Annotated in this window: 12 protein-coding genes; 8 read left to right on the forward strand and 4 right to left on the reverse strand. The window is 68.7% G+C overall.

Annotated features, from left to right (window positions below):
• Window position 1 precedes the first annotated feature (1 nt).
• On the reverse strand, window positions 2-1567 hold the full coding sequence (locus tag OG205_RS13570; RefSeq protein ID WP_330276585.1) for a phospholipid carrier-dependent glycosyltransferase: 1566 nt from the start codon (window positions 1565-1567) through the stop codon (window positions 2-4).
• Window positions 1568-1732: 165 nt separating this feature from the next.
• Here OG205_RS13570 and OG205_RS13575 point away from each other — a divergent pair, with 165 nt between their 5' ends.
• The 3 genes from OG205_RS13575 to dinB are packed head-to-tail and all read left to right on the forward strand — an operon-like array spanning window position 1733 to window position 5271.
• Complete coding sequence (locus OG205_RS13575; RefSeq protein ID WP_330276586.1) at window positions 1733-3070, forward strand: MFS transporter; 1338 nt, start codon at window positions 1733-1735, stop codon at window positions 3068-3070.
• 9 nt (window positions 3071-3079) lie between these two features.
• On the forward strand, window positions 3080-4045 hold the full coding sequence (locus tag OG205_RS13580) for a serine hydrolase domain-containing protein (protein ID WP_330276587.1): 966 nt from the start codon (window positions 3080-3082) through the stop codon (window positions 4043-4045).
• Window positions 4046-4080: 35 nt separating this feature from the next.
• Window positions 4081-5271, forward strand: coding sequence for a DNA polymerase IV (dinB, locus tag OG205_RS13585; RefSeq protein WP_330276588.1), 1191 nt, complete (start codon window positions 4081-4083; stop codon window positions 5269-5271).
• Between the two features lie 58 nt (window positions 5272-5329).
• On the opposite strand, the gene OG205_RS13590 is transcribed toward dinB, so the two are convergent.
• Both OG205_RS13590 and OG205_RS13595 read right to left on the reverse strand, forming a co-directional pair.
• The gene (locus OG205_RS13590) at window positions 5330-5533 is read right to left on the reverse strand and encodes a cold-shock protein (RefSeq protein ID WP_093601844.1); all 204 of its coding nucleotides are present in this window, start codon (window positions 5531-5533) and stop codon (window positions 5330-5332) included.
• A gap of 10 nt (window positions 5534-5543) precedes the next feature.
• Window positions 5544-5774, reverse strand: coding sequence for a hypothetical protein (locus OG205_RS13595; RefSeq protein ID WP_330276589.1), 231 nt, complete (start codon window positions 5772-5774; stop codon window positions 5544-5546).
• A 149-nt stretch (window positions 5775-5923) separates the two neighbouring features.
• On the opposite strand from OG205_RS13595, the gene OG205_RS13600 reads away from it, so the two are divergent.
• The 4 genes from OG205_RS13600 (at window position 5924) to OG205_RS13615 (ending at window position 9615) form a co-directional block, all read left to right on the forward strand.
• On the forward strand, window positions 5924-6154 hold the full coding sequence (locus tag OG205_RS13600; protein WP_330276590.1) for a hypothetical protein: 231 nt from the start codon (window positions 5924-5926) through the stop codon (window positions 6152-6154).
• 178 nt (window positions 6155-6332) lie between these two features.
• Window positions 6333-7991: a discoidin domain-containing protein gene (locus OG205_RS13605; protein ID WP_330276591.1), complete on the forward strand. Its 1659-nt coding sequence runs from the start codon at window positions 6333-6335 to the stop codon at window positions 7989-7991.
• A 68-nt stretch (window positions 7992-8059) separates the two neighbouring features.
• On the forward strand, window positions 8060-9139 hold the full coding sequence (locus OG205_RS13610) for an NAD(P)H-dependent amine dehydrogenase family protein (protein WP_330276592.1): 1080 nt from the start codon (window positions 8060-8062) through the stop codon (window positions 9137-9139).
• Window positions 9136-9615: a carboxymuconolactone decarboxylase family protein gene (locus tag OG205_RS13615; RefSeq protein WP_330276593.1), complete on the forward strand. Its 480-nt coding sequence runs from the start codon at window positions 9136-9138 to the stop codon at window positions 9613-9615. Before OG205_RS13610 ends, OG205_RS13615 begins: the two co-directional genes overlap by 4 nt.
• 19 nt (window positions 9616-9634) lie before the next feature.
• Here OG205_RS13615 and OG205_RS13620 read toward each other — a convergent pair whose 3' ends face one another.
• Window positions 9635-11248 carry a GMC oxidoreductase gene (locus OG205_RS13620; protein WP_330278161.1) on the reverse strand — a complete coding sequence of 538 codons (1614 nt, stop codon included), beginning with the start codon at window positions 11246-11248 and terminating at the stop codon, window positions 9635-9637.
• A 223-nt stretch (window positions 11249-11471) separates the two neighbouring features.
• On the opposite strand from OG205_RS13620, the gene OG205_RS13625 reads away from it, so the two are divergent.
• A complete protein-coding gene (locus OG205_RS13625) occupies window positions 11472-13403 on the forward strand; it encodes an FAD-dependent oxidoreductase (RefSeq protein WP_330276594.1) in 1932 nt (643 codons plus the stop codon).
• Window positions 13404-13469 lie beyond the last annotated feature (66 nt).

Consider the following 13469-nt stretch of genomic DNA (forward strand, 5'->3'; position numbering starts at 1 on the left):
CCTACGGACGGCGGAAGATCGTGATGGAGTGGCCGACGACGTCGATCGGCGTGCTCGTGTCGATCAACGCTCGGAGGAGGTCGTCGGCCTTCGCGATGGCCGTGTTGGACACGACGAGCAGCCCGTGCACCTGGTCTTCCGGCGCCTTGCGCGGGTCTTCGGCGCGGATTCCGTAATACTCGGGCACTCCCGCGCCCTTGTAGACGAGCCACATCCGTTCGCTCGGATAGCGCTTCAGCCGCTCGGCCAGCCGCCCCAGGTCCTGGCCCCAGTCGACGTTCGAGTCGTGCAGGTGCAGGTGGGTCTTCGACGGGCCGCCGAACACCTCGTTGGAGTACGGCAGGTAGTACGGGAACGTCCACAGTGAACTGACGGCGACCAGCGCGACCGCGAGCTTGGCCCAGCGGTGGTGCGCGACCACCGCGGCGGCGACCGCGAGGAACATCGGCACGAAGATCGCGTATCGGACGCCGAGGTCGCGGCTGCCGGTCATCGCGACGGCCAGCAGCACGGCCGCGGGCGCCAGAACGTAGGCCGCCGCAGGACGTTTGATCAGGGCCACGGCACCGGCGGCCCAGAGGAGCAGCGCGCCCAGCGGTGTCTTCACCAGCAACGCGGCCGGCAGGTAGTACCAGTGCGAACCCTCGTAGTGCGTGCCGAACAGGTAGCCGCCCCAGACCCGGTTCTCGAAGCCGGCCTGGACGCGCATCCCGTCGAGGTAGGGCTCGGGGAACGGCAGCCAGCCGACCGGCGCGGACGGCAGGTCCGGCGGGGACTCCCAGCGCAGCAACGGATCCACGGCGAGGTACGACACCCAGACCACCGCGAGCGCGATCAGCAGCACGGCGAGCGCGGCTTTGGCGCGGGCGTGCCAGAACACCAGGAACAGCACCACCGGGACCGCGGCCAGGGTGTTCATCTTCGTCGCCAGTGCCGCGCCGAGGGCCAGTGCGGCGAGCGGCAGGTAGAGCGCGGGGTTGGCACGTGCCCGCCACACCAGCCAGACCGACGTGAGCACGAATCCGGCGGCCGGGACGTCCAGCGTGGCCAGCGATCCGTGCGCGATGAGGTCGGGCGAGAACGCGTAGAGGGCCAGCGCGACGAGCCCGCCCGTTCGGTTCGTGATGTCCGTGGCGAACAGGAACACGACCACGCCGAACAGCAGCGTGAGGACGATCATCGGCAGTCTGGCCAGCAGCAACAGCTTCGCGGGGTCGTTGCCCGACTCGTAGAGCACGTGCCGGCCGAGTTCCGTCTGGTCGCCCTGGAAGCCGGGGTCGAGACGCGCGTCGGCGAACGCGAGTCCGGTCGCCATGATCAGCTTGCCCAGCGGCGGGTGCTCCGGGTTGTACCGGAGGCTGTGCTGCTCCAGGTGGACGACCGCCGAGCCGATGTAGACCGGCTCGTCGATCGTGGGCGTCTGCTGCACCGCCGTGGTGATCATCGCGATGGCCATCTGGGCCAGGAGCACGGCCGCGGCCAGCCCGAACAGCCACCGCCGCGGTGCTCTCACCCGCACGGACGGCAGGGGCACCTCGGCAGAGCGCTGGATCGTGGCGAGCGACAAGGCCGCGCGGTCCTTTCAAGTGGGTGAACAACCCGACACTCTCCGAAACGGGATGCCCGCTGTTTAGGTTGCTCCACACTTACGCAACACATTGTCGCGAAAGCCCCTGTCGCAATTTAGCTACACCTTGTAGCTTTACTGGTCCCCGGACGAGGGAGACCAGCCGTGACCACGCTCAGATCCACCCGACCCGCGATGGCCGTCCTGGCGGCGCTGGCCGTCACGATCGGCGCCCTGGAAAGCATCCCGTTCCCCGCGCTCCCCCTGCTGCAACGCGAACTCGGCCTCGACCCCGCCCAGGCCGGCCTGCTGTCCACGACGTTGATCATCACGTCGGCCATCACCATGCCGATCGTCGCGAAGATCGCCGACGACCGCGGCGGGCGCCGGATCCTTCTCGTGCTGACCTGGTGCATCGTGGCCGGGGCGGTGCTGTCGGCGTTCGCGACGTCGTTCCCGGTGATCCTGCTCGGGCAGTTCCTCCAAGGCCTGGGCGGCGGAGTGCTGCCGGTGTCGTTCGTGCTGGCACGGCGGCTCTTCCCCGACTCGACACCGGTCGCGGTCGGCGTGCTCACCGGCCTGTTCACGGTCGGCAGCGGACTGGGCGTGCTCGCCGCCGGGCCGCTCGCCGACGCCTTCTCGCGGCAGTGGATGTTCCTGCTTCCGGCGCTGGTCGTGGCGGCCGTGGCGATCGTCGCGCCGGTCGCGTTGCCGGGACCGGGGCAGGTGAGGCGAACCCGGCTGGACTGGCCGGGCGGAGTGTTGCTGGCCCTCGCGCTCGCCACGCTCATGCTCGCGCTCTTCCTTGCGCCACAGGGACTCGCGACCGCCGCCGTGCTGCTCGTGCTGACGGCCGCGTTCGGTGCCGGGTGGGTGGCGGTCGAACGCCGCGCCGAACATCCGCTGGTCGATCTCGGTGTCCTGCGGTCGGTGTGGAGGGCGAGTCTCACGGCCGGGGCACTCGGGGCGAGCTACTCGGCGACGTACTTCCTGGTGCCGCAACTGCTCTCCGGGTTCGGCGCGACGGCCAGCGAGATCAGCCTGTACCTCTTCCCCACCGTGCTGGTCGCCGTCGTGGTCGGGCCGTTGTCCGGACTGTTCGCGCGGCGGGCGGGCACCAGGACCGCCATGGCCGCCGGCCTGACGCTCACCGCCGCGGGCACGTTGTTCGTGGCCGGATGGCACGAGGTGCCGTGGCAGATCGCGGCGGGGATGCTGGTGACGCTCGGACTCGGCGTCGGGACCGCGTCCACGGCCACCTACACCGCCGCGATCTCCTCGGTCGGCGAGCAGGACACCGGCGTCGCGGCGGCCACGTGCGGGATCGCGCGGGCGATCGGTGCCGCACTGGGCGTCCAGGTCGCGGCGGCGTTGCTCACGGGAGGAGCGTCCTTCCGGCTCGGCTTCGTGCTGGCCGCGGTCGTGGCGTTGGCGCCGCTGGTGTTGCTGCGCGGAATCCGGTCACCGGAAAACCGTTTCGGCGCGGCGTTGACGCGGGGCTAGCCTGCGCGAATGCCGTTGGGAGACATCGACAAGATCGCTCAGGACACGGGTTTCTCCGGCGTGGTGCGGATCGACCACGCCGGAGAGATCGAGTTCGCGAAGGCCTACGGGCTCGCGAACCGCGCGTACGGCGTGCCCAACACCGTGGACACCAGGTTCGGCATCGCCAGTGGCGGCAAGGGGTTCACCGCGCTGACCGTGCTCTCCCTGATCCGCGAGGGCGCGCTGACGCTGGACACCACCGCCCGCTCGTTGCTGGGCGACGACCTTCCGCTGATCGCCGACGACGTGACGGTCGAGCACCTGCTCACGCACACGTCCGGCATCGGCGACTACCTCGACGAGGAAGGCGACTGGCAGGTCGACGACTACGCGATCGGCGCGGTGCACGCGCTGACCACGACCGAGGCGTTCCTGCCGTTGCTCGACGGGCATCCCACGAAGTTCAAGGCCGGTGAGCGGTTCGGTTACTGCAACGGCGGTTACGTGGTGCTGGCGCTGCTGGCCGAACGCGCCGCCGGGCAGGGCTACCACGACCTCGTCCGCGACCGCGTGCTCCGCCCGGCCGACCTGACCAGGACGGACTTCCTGCGTTCCGACGAGCTGCCCGCCGACGCGGCCGTGGGCTACCTGGAGGGCCTCGACCGCTCCAACGTCTTCCACCTGCCCGTGCTGGCGACCGGTGACGGCGGCATCCACACCACCGCGGGCGACATGTCGAAGTTCTGGCGCGCGTTGTTCGCCGGCGACCACGCCGAGGAGGTGACGCGGCCACGCCACGACGTTCCGGAGGAGTCCCTGCGCTACGGCCTCGGCTTCTGGCTGCACGAGACCACCGACACCGTGATCCTCGCCGGGTACGACGCCGGCGAGTCCTTCAAGTCCACTCACGACCCGCACACCGGCACGACCATCACCGTTCTGTCGAACACATCTCCCGGCGTGTGGCCGATCGCCCGTGCTCTCATGTCCTGACGGCACTGTTCTGAACGGGTGACGGATGCGAACATGTGTTCGTGAGCACCCCGATCCTGCACGCCGACCTGGACGCCTTCTACGCGTCCGTCGAGCAACGGGACGATCCGAGCCTGCGCGGCCGTCCGGTGATCGTGGGCGGCGGGGTGGTGCTGGCCGCGAGCTACGAGGCCAAGGCGTTCGGCGTGCGCACGGCGATGGGCGGGGCGGCGGCGCGCAGGCTGTGCCCGCACGCGATCGTCGTGCCGCCGCGGATGTCGGCCTACTCCGCCGCGAGCAAGGCGGTGTTCGAGGTGTTCCACGACACGACACCGCTGGTCGAGGGCCTGTCGATCGACGAGGCGTTCCTCGACGTCGGTGGCCTGCACCGGATCGCCGGACCGCCCGAGGTGATCGCCGCACGACTGCGGGCGGCCGTGCTGGAGCAGGTCGGCCTGTCGATCACGGTCGGGGTGGCGCGCACGAAGTTCCTCGCCAAGGTCGCGAGCGGGGTCGCGAAGCCGGACGGGCTGCTGGTCGTTCCGGCCGGCCACGAACTGGAGTTCCTGCACCCGCTGCCGGTCGAACGGCTGTGGGGTGTCGGCGAGGTGACGGCGGCCAAGCTGCACGGCCTGGGTCTGCGCACGGTCGGCGAGGTCGCCGCTCTGGGCGAGGCGGCTCTGGTCTCGATGATCGGCCGCGCGGCGGGCAGGCACCTGTACGCGTTGGCGCACAACCACGATCCGCGGCCGGTCCACACTGGACGACGCCGCCGGTCGATCGGCTCGCAACGCGCGTTGGGCCGCCGGAAACGCACCCGTGACGACCTCGACGCCATCCTGGCCTCACTGATCGACGGCATCTCGCGGCGGCTGCGCACGGCCCACCGCGCGTGCCGGACCGTGGTGCTGCGCCTGCGGTTCGCCGACTTCAGCCGCGCGACCCGTTCTCACACCCTGCGGCATCCGACGACGGAGACCGAGGTGCTGCTGGCGTCGGCGAGAGAACTGCTCGGCACGGCGATGCCGTTGATCGAAAGCCGTGGCATCACCTTGCTGGGCGTGTCGCTCACGAACCTCCAGAACGACGCGCCGATGCAGATGACGCTGCCGTTCGAGGAGCAGAAGCCGGCCGCTCTCGACGCCGCGCTGGACGACGTGCGTGACCGCTTCGGGTCCCGGTCGGTGACGCGGGCGGCGCTGCTGGGACGGGATCCGGGCATCTCGGTGCCACTGCTGCCGGACTGACGCCGTGGAGTGAGCGGCCGGGGGCCTGCTCACTCCACAGTGGACTTACCGGGCCCGGTCAGACGAGGCGCACGGAGCGGGCCTGCGGGCCCTTCTGGCCCTCACCGACCTCGAACTCCACGGCCTGGTTGTCGGGAATGCCGTGGTGGTCGTACCCCTGCACCTCGGACTGGTGCACGAACAGGTCCGGCCCGCCGCCCTCAGGCGCGATGAAGCCGAATCCCTTGCTGCCGTTGAACCACTTGACGGTTCCTCGAGTCACGTGCGTACCCCTATGCGTGAAGTGCGGTGGAGGCCGGCAGGTTCGCCAGCCCGAGCATGGACAGCAGTTCACGGCAGTCGACCGCGTCGTGGGAACGTTCCGCCACTCGTTTGGCGGCCTGACGCTGGTGCAGGAGCTCGGTGGTCTCGGCGTGCAGACGTGCCTGCGCGAAGTCTTCCGCCGCGTGGCGCGTCGTGCCGAATCGAGAAGAAGCAGAGGAGGAAAGGCGTTCCGGCTGCAAGCCGGTGCTCCTGTCTCCGGCCGGAAACGCCGGACCGGACGGGGGTCGGGGACCGCAGCGGCTGGTTGCCGTCAGCTGGTACTCCAACGGTCCCACAATAGCCCAATGACCAGCGGCGAGCACCAGGCGCACCGCGTAGGGTCGCCCCCATGCCCGAAGACGAAGGCGGCCCCGCGCTGGCCCCCACGCTGGCCGAATGGTTGAAGGCCCGCGAGGAGACAGCCCGCCACCTGGCCGCCGGCGCCAAGCGAACGGTCGACGAGGAATGGGTGCAGCGGCTCGCAGACCTCCTCGCCACCGAGCGGTCGTGGCAGGACCAGTACACCGAACTGGTGGCGCTCGGCAGCCTCGACGGCCGGTTCCCGCCCTCGAACCGCTGACCTCGGATCGGGTGGATCGGCACGACGTCGCCGTCCTTGATCGCCGTCCTCGATCCACGCGCCCCGCGGCGGGCCGGGTCGCTGAAGTCCGCGACCAAAAGACCGGTTCGTCAACTTCTTGCGTGATCTTGTTGACATCTTGCACTCTGGAGTCGAATCGCCGACAAAGGAGTTCGCGATGTCCCTGTCACGCCGAACACTGCTCAGCACCGCGCTCGCCGCCCCCGCGCTGGGGCTCCTGCCCGCCCCGGCGCACGCGGTCAGCCCTCCCGGCGACGTCGTCGGCAAGATCACCGTCGGGTACCAGGGCTGGTTCGCCTGCCGGGGGGACAACTCCCCCATCGACGGCTGGTGGCACTGGAACGACAACTGGAGCCAGCCGCCCGCACCGCCCACGAGCTCGATCGTCGCGTGGCCGGACGTCCGCGACTACGCCCGCACCTACCAGACCGCGTTCGCGAACCTCGGCGACGGCCGGCCCGCCACGCTCTTCTCCCACTACGACCGGCAGACCGTCGACGTGCACTTCCAGTGGATGCGCGACAACAACATCGACACGGCGGCGTTGCAGCGCTTCAACCCGACCGGCGGCGAGGGCCCGATCCGCGACGCCGTGACCGCGCACGTCCGGCCCGCCGCGGAGGCGGCCGGGCGGAAGTTCTACATCATGTACGACGTCACGAACTGGACGAACATGCAGTCGGAGATCAAGACCGACTGGCTGGACAAGATGTCCGCCTACACGTCCTCCCCCGCCTACGCCCGGCAGAACGGCAAACCCGTCGTCTGCGTCTGGGGTTTCGGGTTCAACGACCCCGGCCGGCCGTTCGGCCCGGAGGCCTGTCAGGACGTGATCAACTGGTTCAAGGCGCGGGGCTGTTACGTGATCGGCGGTGTCCCGACGCACTGGCGGCTGGAGATCGAGGACTCGCGGCAGGGCTTCGCGGGCGTGTACCGGTCGTTCGACATGATCTCGCCGTGGATGGTCGGCCGGATCGGCACCCCGGCGGACACGGATCGCTTCCACACCAACGTGAACAGCCCCGACCAGGCCGAGTGCGACGCACGCGGGATCGACTACCAGCCGTGCGTGCTGCCGGGCGACGTGGGGTCGCGGCAACGGCTGCACGGCGACTTCATGTGGCGGCAGTTCTACAACATGGTCCGCCTTGGCGCACAAGGCATCTACATCTCGATGTTCGACGAGTTCAACGAGGGCAACCAGATCTGCAAGACCGCCGAGACGCTGGCCGACGTGCCCGTCGGTTCCGGTTACCTCGCGCTGGACGAGGACGGCACGCGTTGCTCGGCCGACTACTACATGAGGCTCACGGGCGACGGCGGCAGGATGCTCAAGGGCCAGATCGCGCTGACCGCCACTAGGCCCACCCAGCCGTGGATCGGTGGGCCGCCTGCCCCGGACGTCGACCTGGCCGCCGGACGACCGACGTCCCACAGTTCGCAGACCCAGCACTACGGCAGCGGGTTCGCGGTCGACAACGACCCGAACACGTACTGGGAGAGCGCCAACAACGCCTTCCCGCAGTGGATCCAGGTCGACCTCGGGACCGCTCAAGCCGTGAGGCGGGCCGTGCTCACGCTCCCACCGAACCCCGCCTGGGGACGGCGGACCCAGACCGTGACGATCGAAGGCAGTGCCGACGGCCAGACGTTCAGCCCGCTCGCGCAGTCGGCCGGGTACGTTTTCGACCCCGCGACCGGGAACTCGGCCACGGCGGCACTGCCCGGCGTTCAGGTCCGGCACGTCCGGCTCACGTTCACCGGAAACACGGGCTGGCCTGCGGGTCAGCTGTCGGGAGTGAGGCTCTACACCTGATCACGCCCCCAGGTTCTCGCCGGATGGGCACTGTACAACTAGAACGTGTTCTAGGTAATCTGCACCACATGATCGCCACAGTGGTGTGGGGTACGGGAAACGTCGGCCGTGCCGCCATTCGCGCCGTCGATGCCCATCCGGCGCTGAAACTGACGGCCGTGGTCGTCCACAACCCCGAGAAGGTCGGCCGCGACGCGGGCGATCTCGCCGGGCTGGACACCGAACTCGGGATCACGGCAACGAACGACATCGACGCGGTGCTCGCCGCGAGTCCGCGTGCCGTGGTGTACGCGGCGTCCGGTGACATCCGTCCCGACGACGCGCTCGCCGACATCACCAAGGCGATCAGGGCGGGCGCGGTGGTCGTCACGCCGTCCCTCTACGCGCTCTACGACCCGCGCAGCGCCCCTCCGGAGCTTCGAGAACCTGTTCTCGAAGCGATCGAGGAGGGCGGCGGTTCGCTGTTCGTCTCCGGCGTCGACCCCGGCTGGGGCAACGACGTGCTGCCGTTGATGATCAGCGGCCTGGGCAGCACGATCGACGCGGTCCGCTGCCAGGAGATCTTCGACTACTCCACCTACGACCAGCCCGACGCGGTGCGGTGGCTGATCGGGTTCGGCCAGCCGCTCGACTACCAGGCCCCGATGCTGATGCCGACGGTGCCGACCATGGTGTGGGGCGGGCAGATCCGGTTGCTGGCGCGGGCTCTCGGCGTGGAGCTCGACGAGATCCGCGAGACCGTCGACCGGCGCGCGCTCGACGAGACCGTGACGACGCGGACCATGGGCGAGTTCGAGAAGGGCACCCAGGGCGCGATCCGGTTCGAGGTGCAGGGAATCGTGGGCGGCGAGCCGCTCATCGTCATCGAACACGTCACGCGCATCCACAACTCGTGCGCCACGGACTGGCCGATGCCGCCGTCGGGCGACGGCGCGCACAAGGTGATCATCGAGGGCCGGCCGCGCATCGAGGTGTCGGTCGAGGCCGTCGACGAGGGCGAGAACCGGTCCGCCGGCGGCAACGCCACGGCGGTCGGTCGCATCGTCAACGCGATCGACTGGCTGGCCGGCGCGGATCCCGGTCTCTACGACGCGCTCGACGTCCCGCTGCGTCCCGTCGCCGGCAAGCTCGGAAGGAGCAGGCCATGAACATCGACATCCCCGAGGGCAAGGACCCCATCGGGTACGTGTGGGGCGAACTGGTGCCCGGCATCGGCATCTCCGCCGCGAACCTCTCGCTCGCCGTCTACCAGCACACCACGCTGGGACTGCGCGAGTTCGAGGCGGCGCGGCTGCGGATCGCGCAGATCAACGGCTGCATGTTCTGCCTCGACTGGCGGACCGAACGCGACGGCGTGAAGGTCGAGGACGACTTCGTCGACGCGGTGACCCAGTGGCGCACCACCGACGCCTTCGACGACCGGGCGAGGCTGGCCGCGGAGTACGCCGAGCGGTACGCACTGGATCACCACGGTCTCGACGACGAGTTCTGGTCGCGCATGACCGCGCACTACAGCCAGGTCGAGATCGTGGAACTCACGATGAGCATCGGGGCCTGGCTCGTGTTCGGCAGGCTGAACCGGGTGTTCGGCCTCGACGCGATGTGCGTGCTACCGAAGTTCTGAGGAGTCCGGACGGGACCGCTCAGAGATCGGTCGCGATGATCTTCTCGATGTTCCTCTCGGCCAGCGCCGTGATCGTGACGAACGGGTTCACCACGGTGCTGCCGGGAATCAACGACCCGTCGATGACGTACAGCCCCGGATAGCCCTGCAGGCGACCGTAGTTGTCGGTGGCCCTGTTCAGGATCGCGCCGCCGAGCGGGTGGTAGGTCAGGTGGTCGCCCCAGATCTTGTACACGCCGAAGAGGTCGGTCCGGTAGATCGTCCCCTCCTTTGAGTTGATCTTGTCGAAGATGGACTTCGCGGCGTTGATCGAGACCTCCTTCCACGCCGTCTGCCAGTTCAGCTCGGCCTTGCCCGCGGCGGCGTTCCAGGTGAACTGGCCGCGGTTCGGGGTCTTCGTGATCGAGAGGTAGAACGACGCGTAGGTCTCGATCCCGGTCGGTAGCGGTGCCACCTCGGCGAAGGCGCCGCCCGCGGCCCAGTTGTCGATGCCCAGGGTCGGGATGGACGACTGCAGTGTGCCGGTCGCGTCCCACATGTGGTTCGCGCGGCCGCACATGACGTTGCCGTTGTCGCCCCAGCCCTTGCCAACCTCGCCGTTCAGGTTCGGCAACGCGCCCGTGGCCTTCAGCTTGACCAGGAGCTTGCTCGTGCCGACGCTGCCCGCCGCGAAGAACACCTTCGCCGCGGTCACCTCCTTGACCGCGATCGCGTCACCGGTGGTGTTGAGCTGCTCGATGGTGACCTTGTAACCGCCCGTCGCCGGCCTGACGTCGACGACCCGGTGCAGCGGTGAGATCGTGACGCGGCCGGTCGCCCTGACCTTGCTGAGGTAGGTCTTCTGCAACGACTTCTTGCCGTAGTTGTTGCCGAACAGGATCTCCCCCGCCAGCGCCGACTTCGGCACCGTCCCGGCGGCCTCCTGCTCCATGTAGTTCCAGTCGTACACGGTGGGCACGAAGACGTACGGGAAGTTCGACCGCTGGGCGTGCTTCCGGCCGACCCGCGCGTACTGGTAGGCCGGGGTCGAGTCGAACCAGGCCGCCCTGATCATGTTGACGCCGAGCTCCTGGTTGGCCCGCGGGTAGTAGGTGTTGTACATCTCGTCGGCGTTCACCGTCGGCAGGACGTCGCCGAAGGTCTCCCGCTTCGGCGTCACGGCCATGCCGCCGTTGACGAGCGAGCCGCCACCGACACCACGTCCCTGGTAGACGGTGATGCCGGGGAACTCCTCGGCGTCGAGGATGCCCGCGTACTTCGGGACCGCCTTGTCGATCGGGATGCCCAGGAAGTGGCTCAGCGGCTGCTTCGTCTTGGTCCGCAGCCAGAACGACCGCTGGTCCGGGGTCGTCGTGTTCGCGAAGATCTTCCCGTCCGCGCCGGGGGTGTCCCACGCCATGCCCATCTCGACCATGTGGACGTCGACCCCGGCCTGGGCGAGACGCAGGGCCGCCACGCTTCCGCCGTAGCCGGTGCCGATCACGAGAGCGGGTATGACCGCGGCGTCGGCGATCGACGCCGCCGCTCGCGCCACCGGAGTGACGCCCCCGAGAGCGACAGCCCCAAGAATAGAACCTGTTCCAGTAATGAACGAACGTCGTGAAGGACCCTCGAAACCGTTGTCACACGTCATTGTGTGGGTCATGTGATCTTCCTCACTGTGGGCGCATGAGAACAAGTTATACCGGCGGTTTGAGATCAAGTCACTACCTGGTAGTCCCGGTTCGCCCAGGTGCGCGGCGCAGGTGAGCGTCTTGACGACGAGATTCGGGTGCCACGCGGACAACCCGTACGGCCCAGTACGACCACACGATCCGGGAATGTCCGTCCACGCATGGCCGCCCGACAATCGAGCGATGCCCTCGGTATCTGTTGGTGGTGAGGACGCGAGATCGAGCGTCCTGGTGGTGGGTGCGGGAGTGTCCGGCCTGGCCGCGGCGCGCGCGTTGCGGGACCTGGGCCATCCGGTCACCGTGCTGGAGGCGCGGGACCGGGTCGGCGGCCGGATCTGGACCGACGAGCACGGGGTCGACCTGGGCGCGCACTGGATCCACGGCACGGACGGCAACCCGATCACCGAACTGGTCGAGGACCTGGGGCTCCCGTACAGCTACGTGGGCGGGGACAGCGCCTACACCGGCGGGTTCGACAGCCTCGACCTGTTCGGGGCGGACCGGCGCGCGGTGAACCACCGCTACAAGAGCCGGACCCTCGAACTGGCCGACGAGGTGCTGCACGAGCTCGAACACCGTGCCGCGGTGGCGCGCAAGGGAGATCATCCGGACGTCCCGCTGGGCGAGGCGATGCGGAAGATCCTCGCCGAACGCCGGCTGTCCCCCGAGGACGAACAGGCCGTGCGGTACCACCTGAACGTGATCCTGCGCGAGGACGCGGCGGAGGATCCCGACAAGCTCTCGTTGAAGCACTGGGAAGACGGCTATCTCGTCTACGGCTACGGCGACAGCACGCTGCACCAGGGCTATCAGTCCGTTGTGGACGCTCTGGCCGACGGGCTGGACGTCCGGCTGGGACACGTGGTCACGCATGTCGAGGAAGGGCGGGTGTTCACGGACCAGGGCATGTTCGAGGCGGACAAGGTGCTCGTGACGTTGCCGCTGGGGGTGTTGAAGGCCGGTGCCGTGGAGTTCTGGCCACCGTTGCCCGAGGCCAAGCAGTCCGCCATCGCCCGGCTCGGCTTCGGCACGCTGAACAAGATCGCACTGCACTACTCCGCACCGTTCTGGCCCACGGACCAGTACGTCTTCGGTTACCTGTGCCGGGACACGGACCGCTACCCCACGGTCGTCATCAGCATGTGGAAGTCGCACGGCAAGCCGATCCTGGTGATGCTGCTCGGCGCCTCGCTCGGCCGTGAGATGGAGACCTGGTCCTCAGAAGAGGTCTCGGCCTACGCGACCGAGGTCGTCCAGGACCTCTTCGGTGCGGACGCTCCTGCTCCCGACCACGTCTCGCGCACCACGTGGTCGTCAGATCCGTACGCGCTGGGTTCGTACACCTGCATCGGTGTCGGCTCGTCGTCCAAGGACATCGCGACGCTCGCCGAACCGGTCGGCGACCGGCTGTTCTTCGCCGGCGAGGGCACGAATCCCTACCACTGGGGCTGTGTGCACAGCGCCTACGAGTCCGGCCGCCGCGAGGCCGCGCGGATCAGCGGCGACGCGGACCTCTACACCCCGCCCAGCGCCGGCAAGTCCCGCGCCCAGTCGCGCAACACCGACCGGATGCTGCGGTTCGTGCGGATGCGGATGAACCACATCACCTCGTCCGAACTCGCCGAACGGGTGGCGTGCCTGCGGTGCAGCGTCGATCCCCACGGCGTGAGGTTGTTCGCGGCGCTCGCGGACTCCGAACTGGAGACGCTCGCGTCGATGTTCGACGAGATCCCCTACACCGCAGGGGATGTGCTCTTCCACGAGGACGACGAGGCGCACGGCGTGTTCCTGGTCGCGGCCGGACAGATCGAGATCGACTTCGGCGGCATCTACGAACGCGCGGTGCTCGGCCGTGGCGCGTTGCTCGGTCACTACGACATGTTCTTCAACGCCCGCACCACGTCGGTGACGGCGCTGACCGACGACGTCGTGGTGTTCTACCTGGACCACTATCGCTATCAGAGCTTCCTGTACGCCTTCCCCGACGTGATGATGCTGATGCTCTCGGACCTCGTGACGAGGTGGGAGCAACTGGAGAGCGTGCTCGGCGCCGTGACCCTGCCGAAATTGAATGGAGCGGTACCGGCAAGGGACGCTACCTTCCTGCCTGACTGAGTCGTCGAGGCTGGGACGTGCCGTTGTACACCGTGTGAGACCTCCCCAAGCACTTGGTTTTCGTTG

This window comes from Lentzea sp. NBC_00516, assembly GCF_036346835.1.
Classification (GTDB): Bacteria; Actinomycetota; Actinomycetes; order Mycobacteriales; family Pseudonocardiaceae; genus Lentzea; species Lentzea sokolovensis.

Coding starts and splice junctions, on each gene's coding strand:
- OG205_RS13580 (WP_330276587.1), top strand. CDS start 3,080: ATGCCGTTGGGAGACATCGACAAGATCGCTCAGGACACGGGTTTCTCC.
- OG205_RS13600 (WP_330276590.1), top strand. CDS start 5,924: ATGCCCGAAGACGAAGGCGGCCCCGCGCTGGCCCCCACGCTGGCCGAA.
- OG205_RS13605 (WP_330276591.1), top strand. CDS start 6,333: ATGTCCCTGTCACGCCGAACACTGCTCAGCACCGCGCTCGCCGCCCCC.
- OG205_RS13610 (WP_330276592.1), top strand. CDS start 8,060: ATGATCGCCACAGTGGTGTGGGGTACGGGAAACGTCGGCCGTGCCGCC.
- OG205_RS13615 (WP_330276593.1), top strand. CDS start 9,136: ATGAACATCGACATCCCCGAGGGCAAGGACCCCATCGGGTACGTGTGG.
- OG205_RS13620 (WP_330278161.1), bottom strand. CDS start 11,248: ATGACGTGTGACAACGGTTTCGAGGGTCCTTCACGACGTTCGTTCATT.
- OG205_RS13625 (WP_330276594.1), top strand. CDS start 11,472: ATGCCCTCGGTATCTGTTGGTGGTGAGGACGCGAGATCGAGCGTCCTG.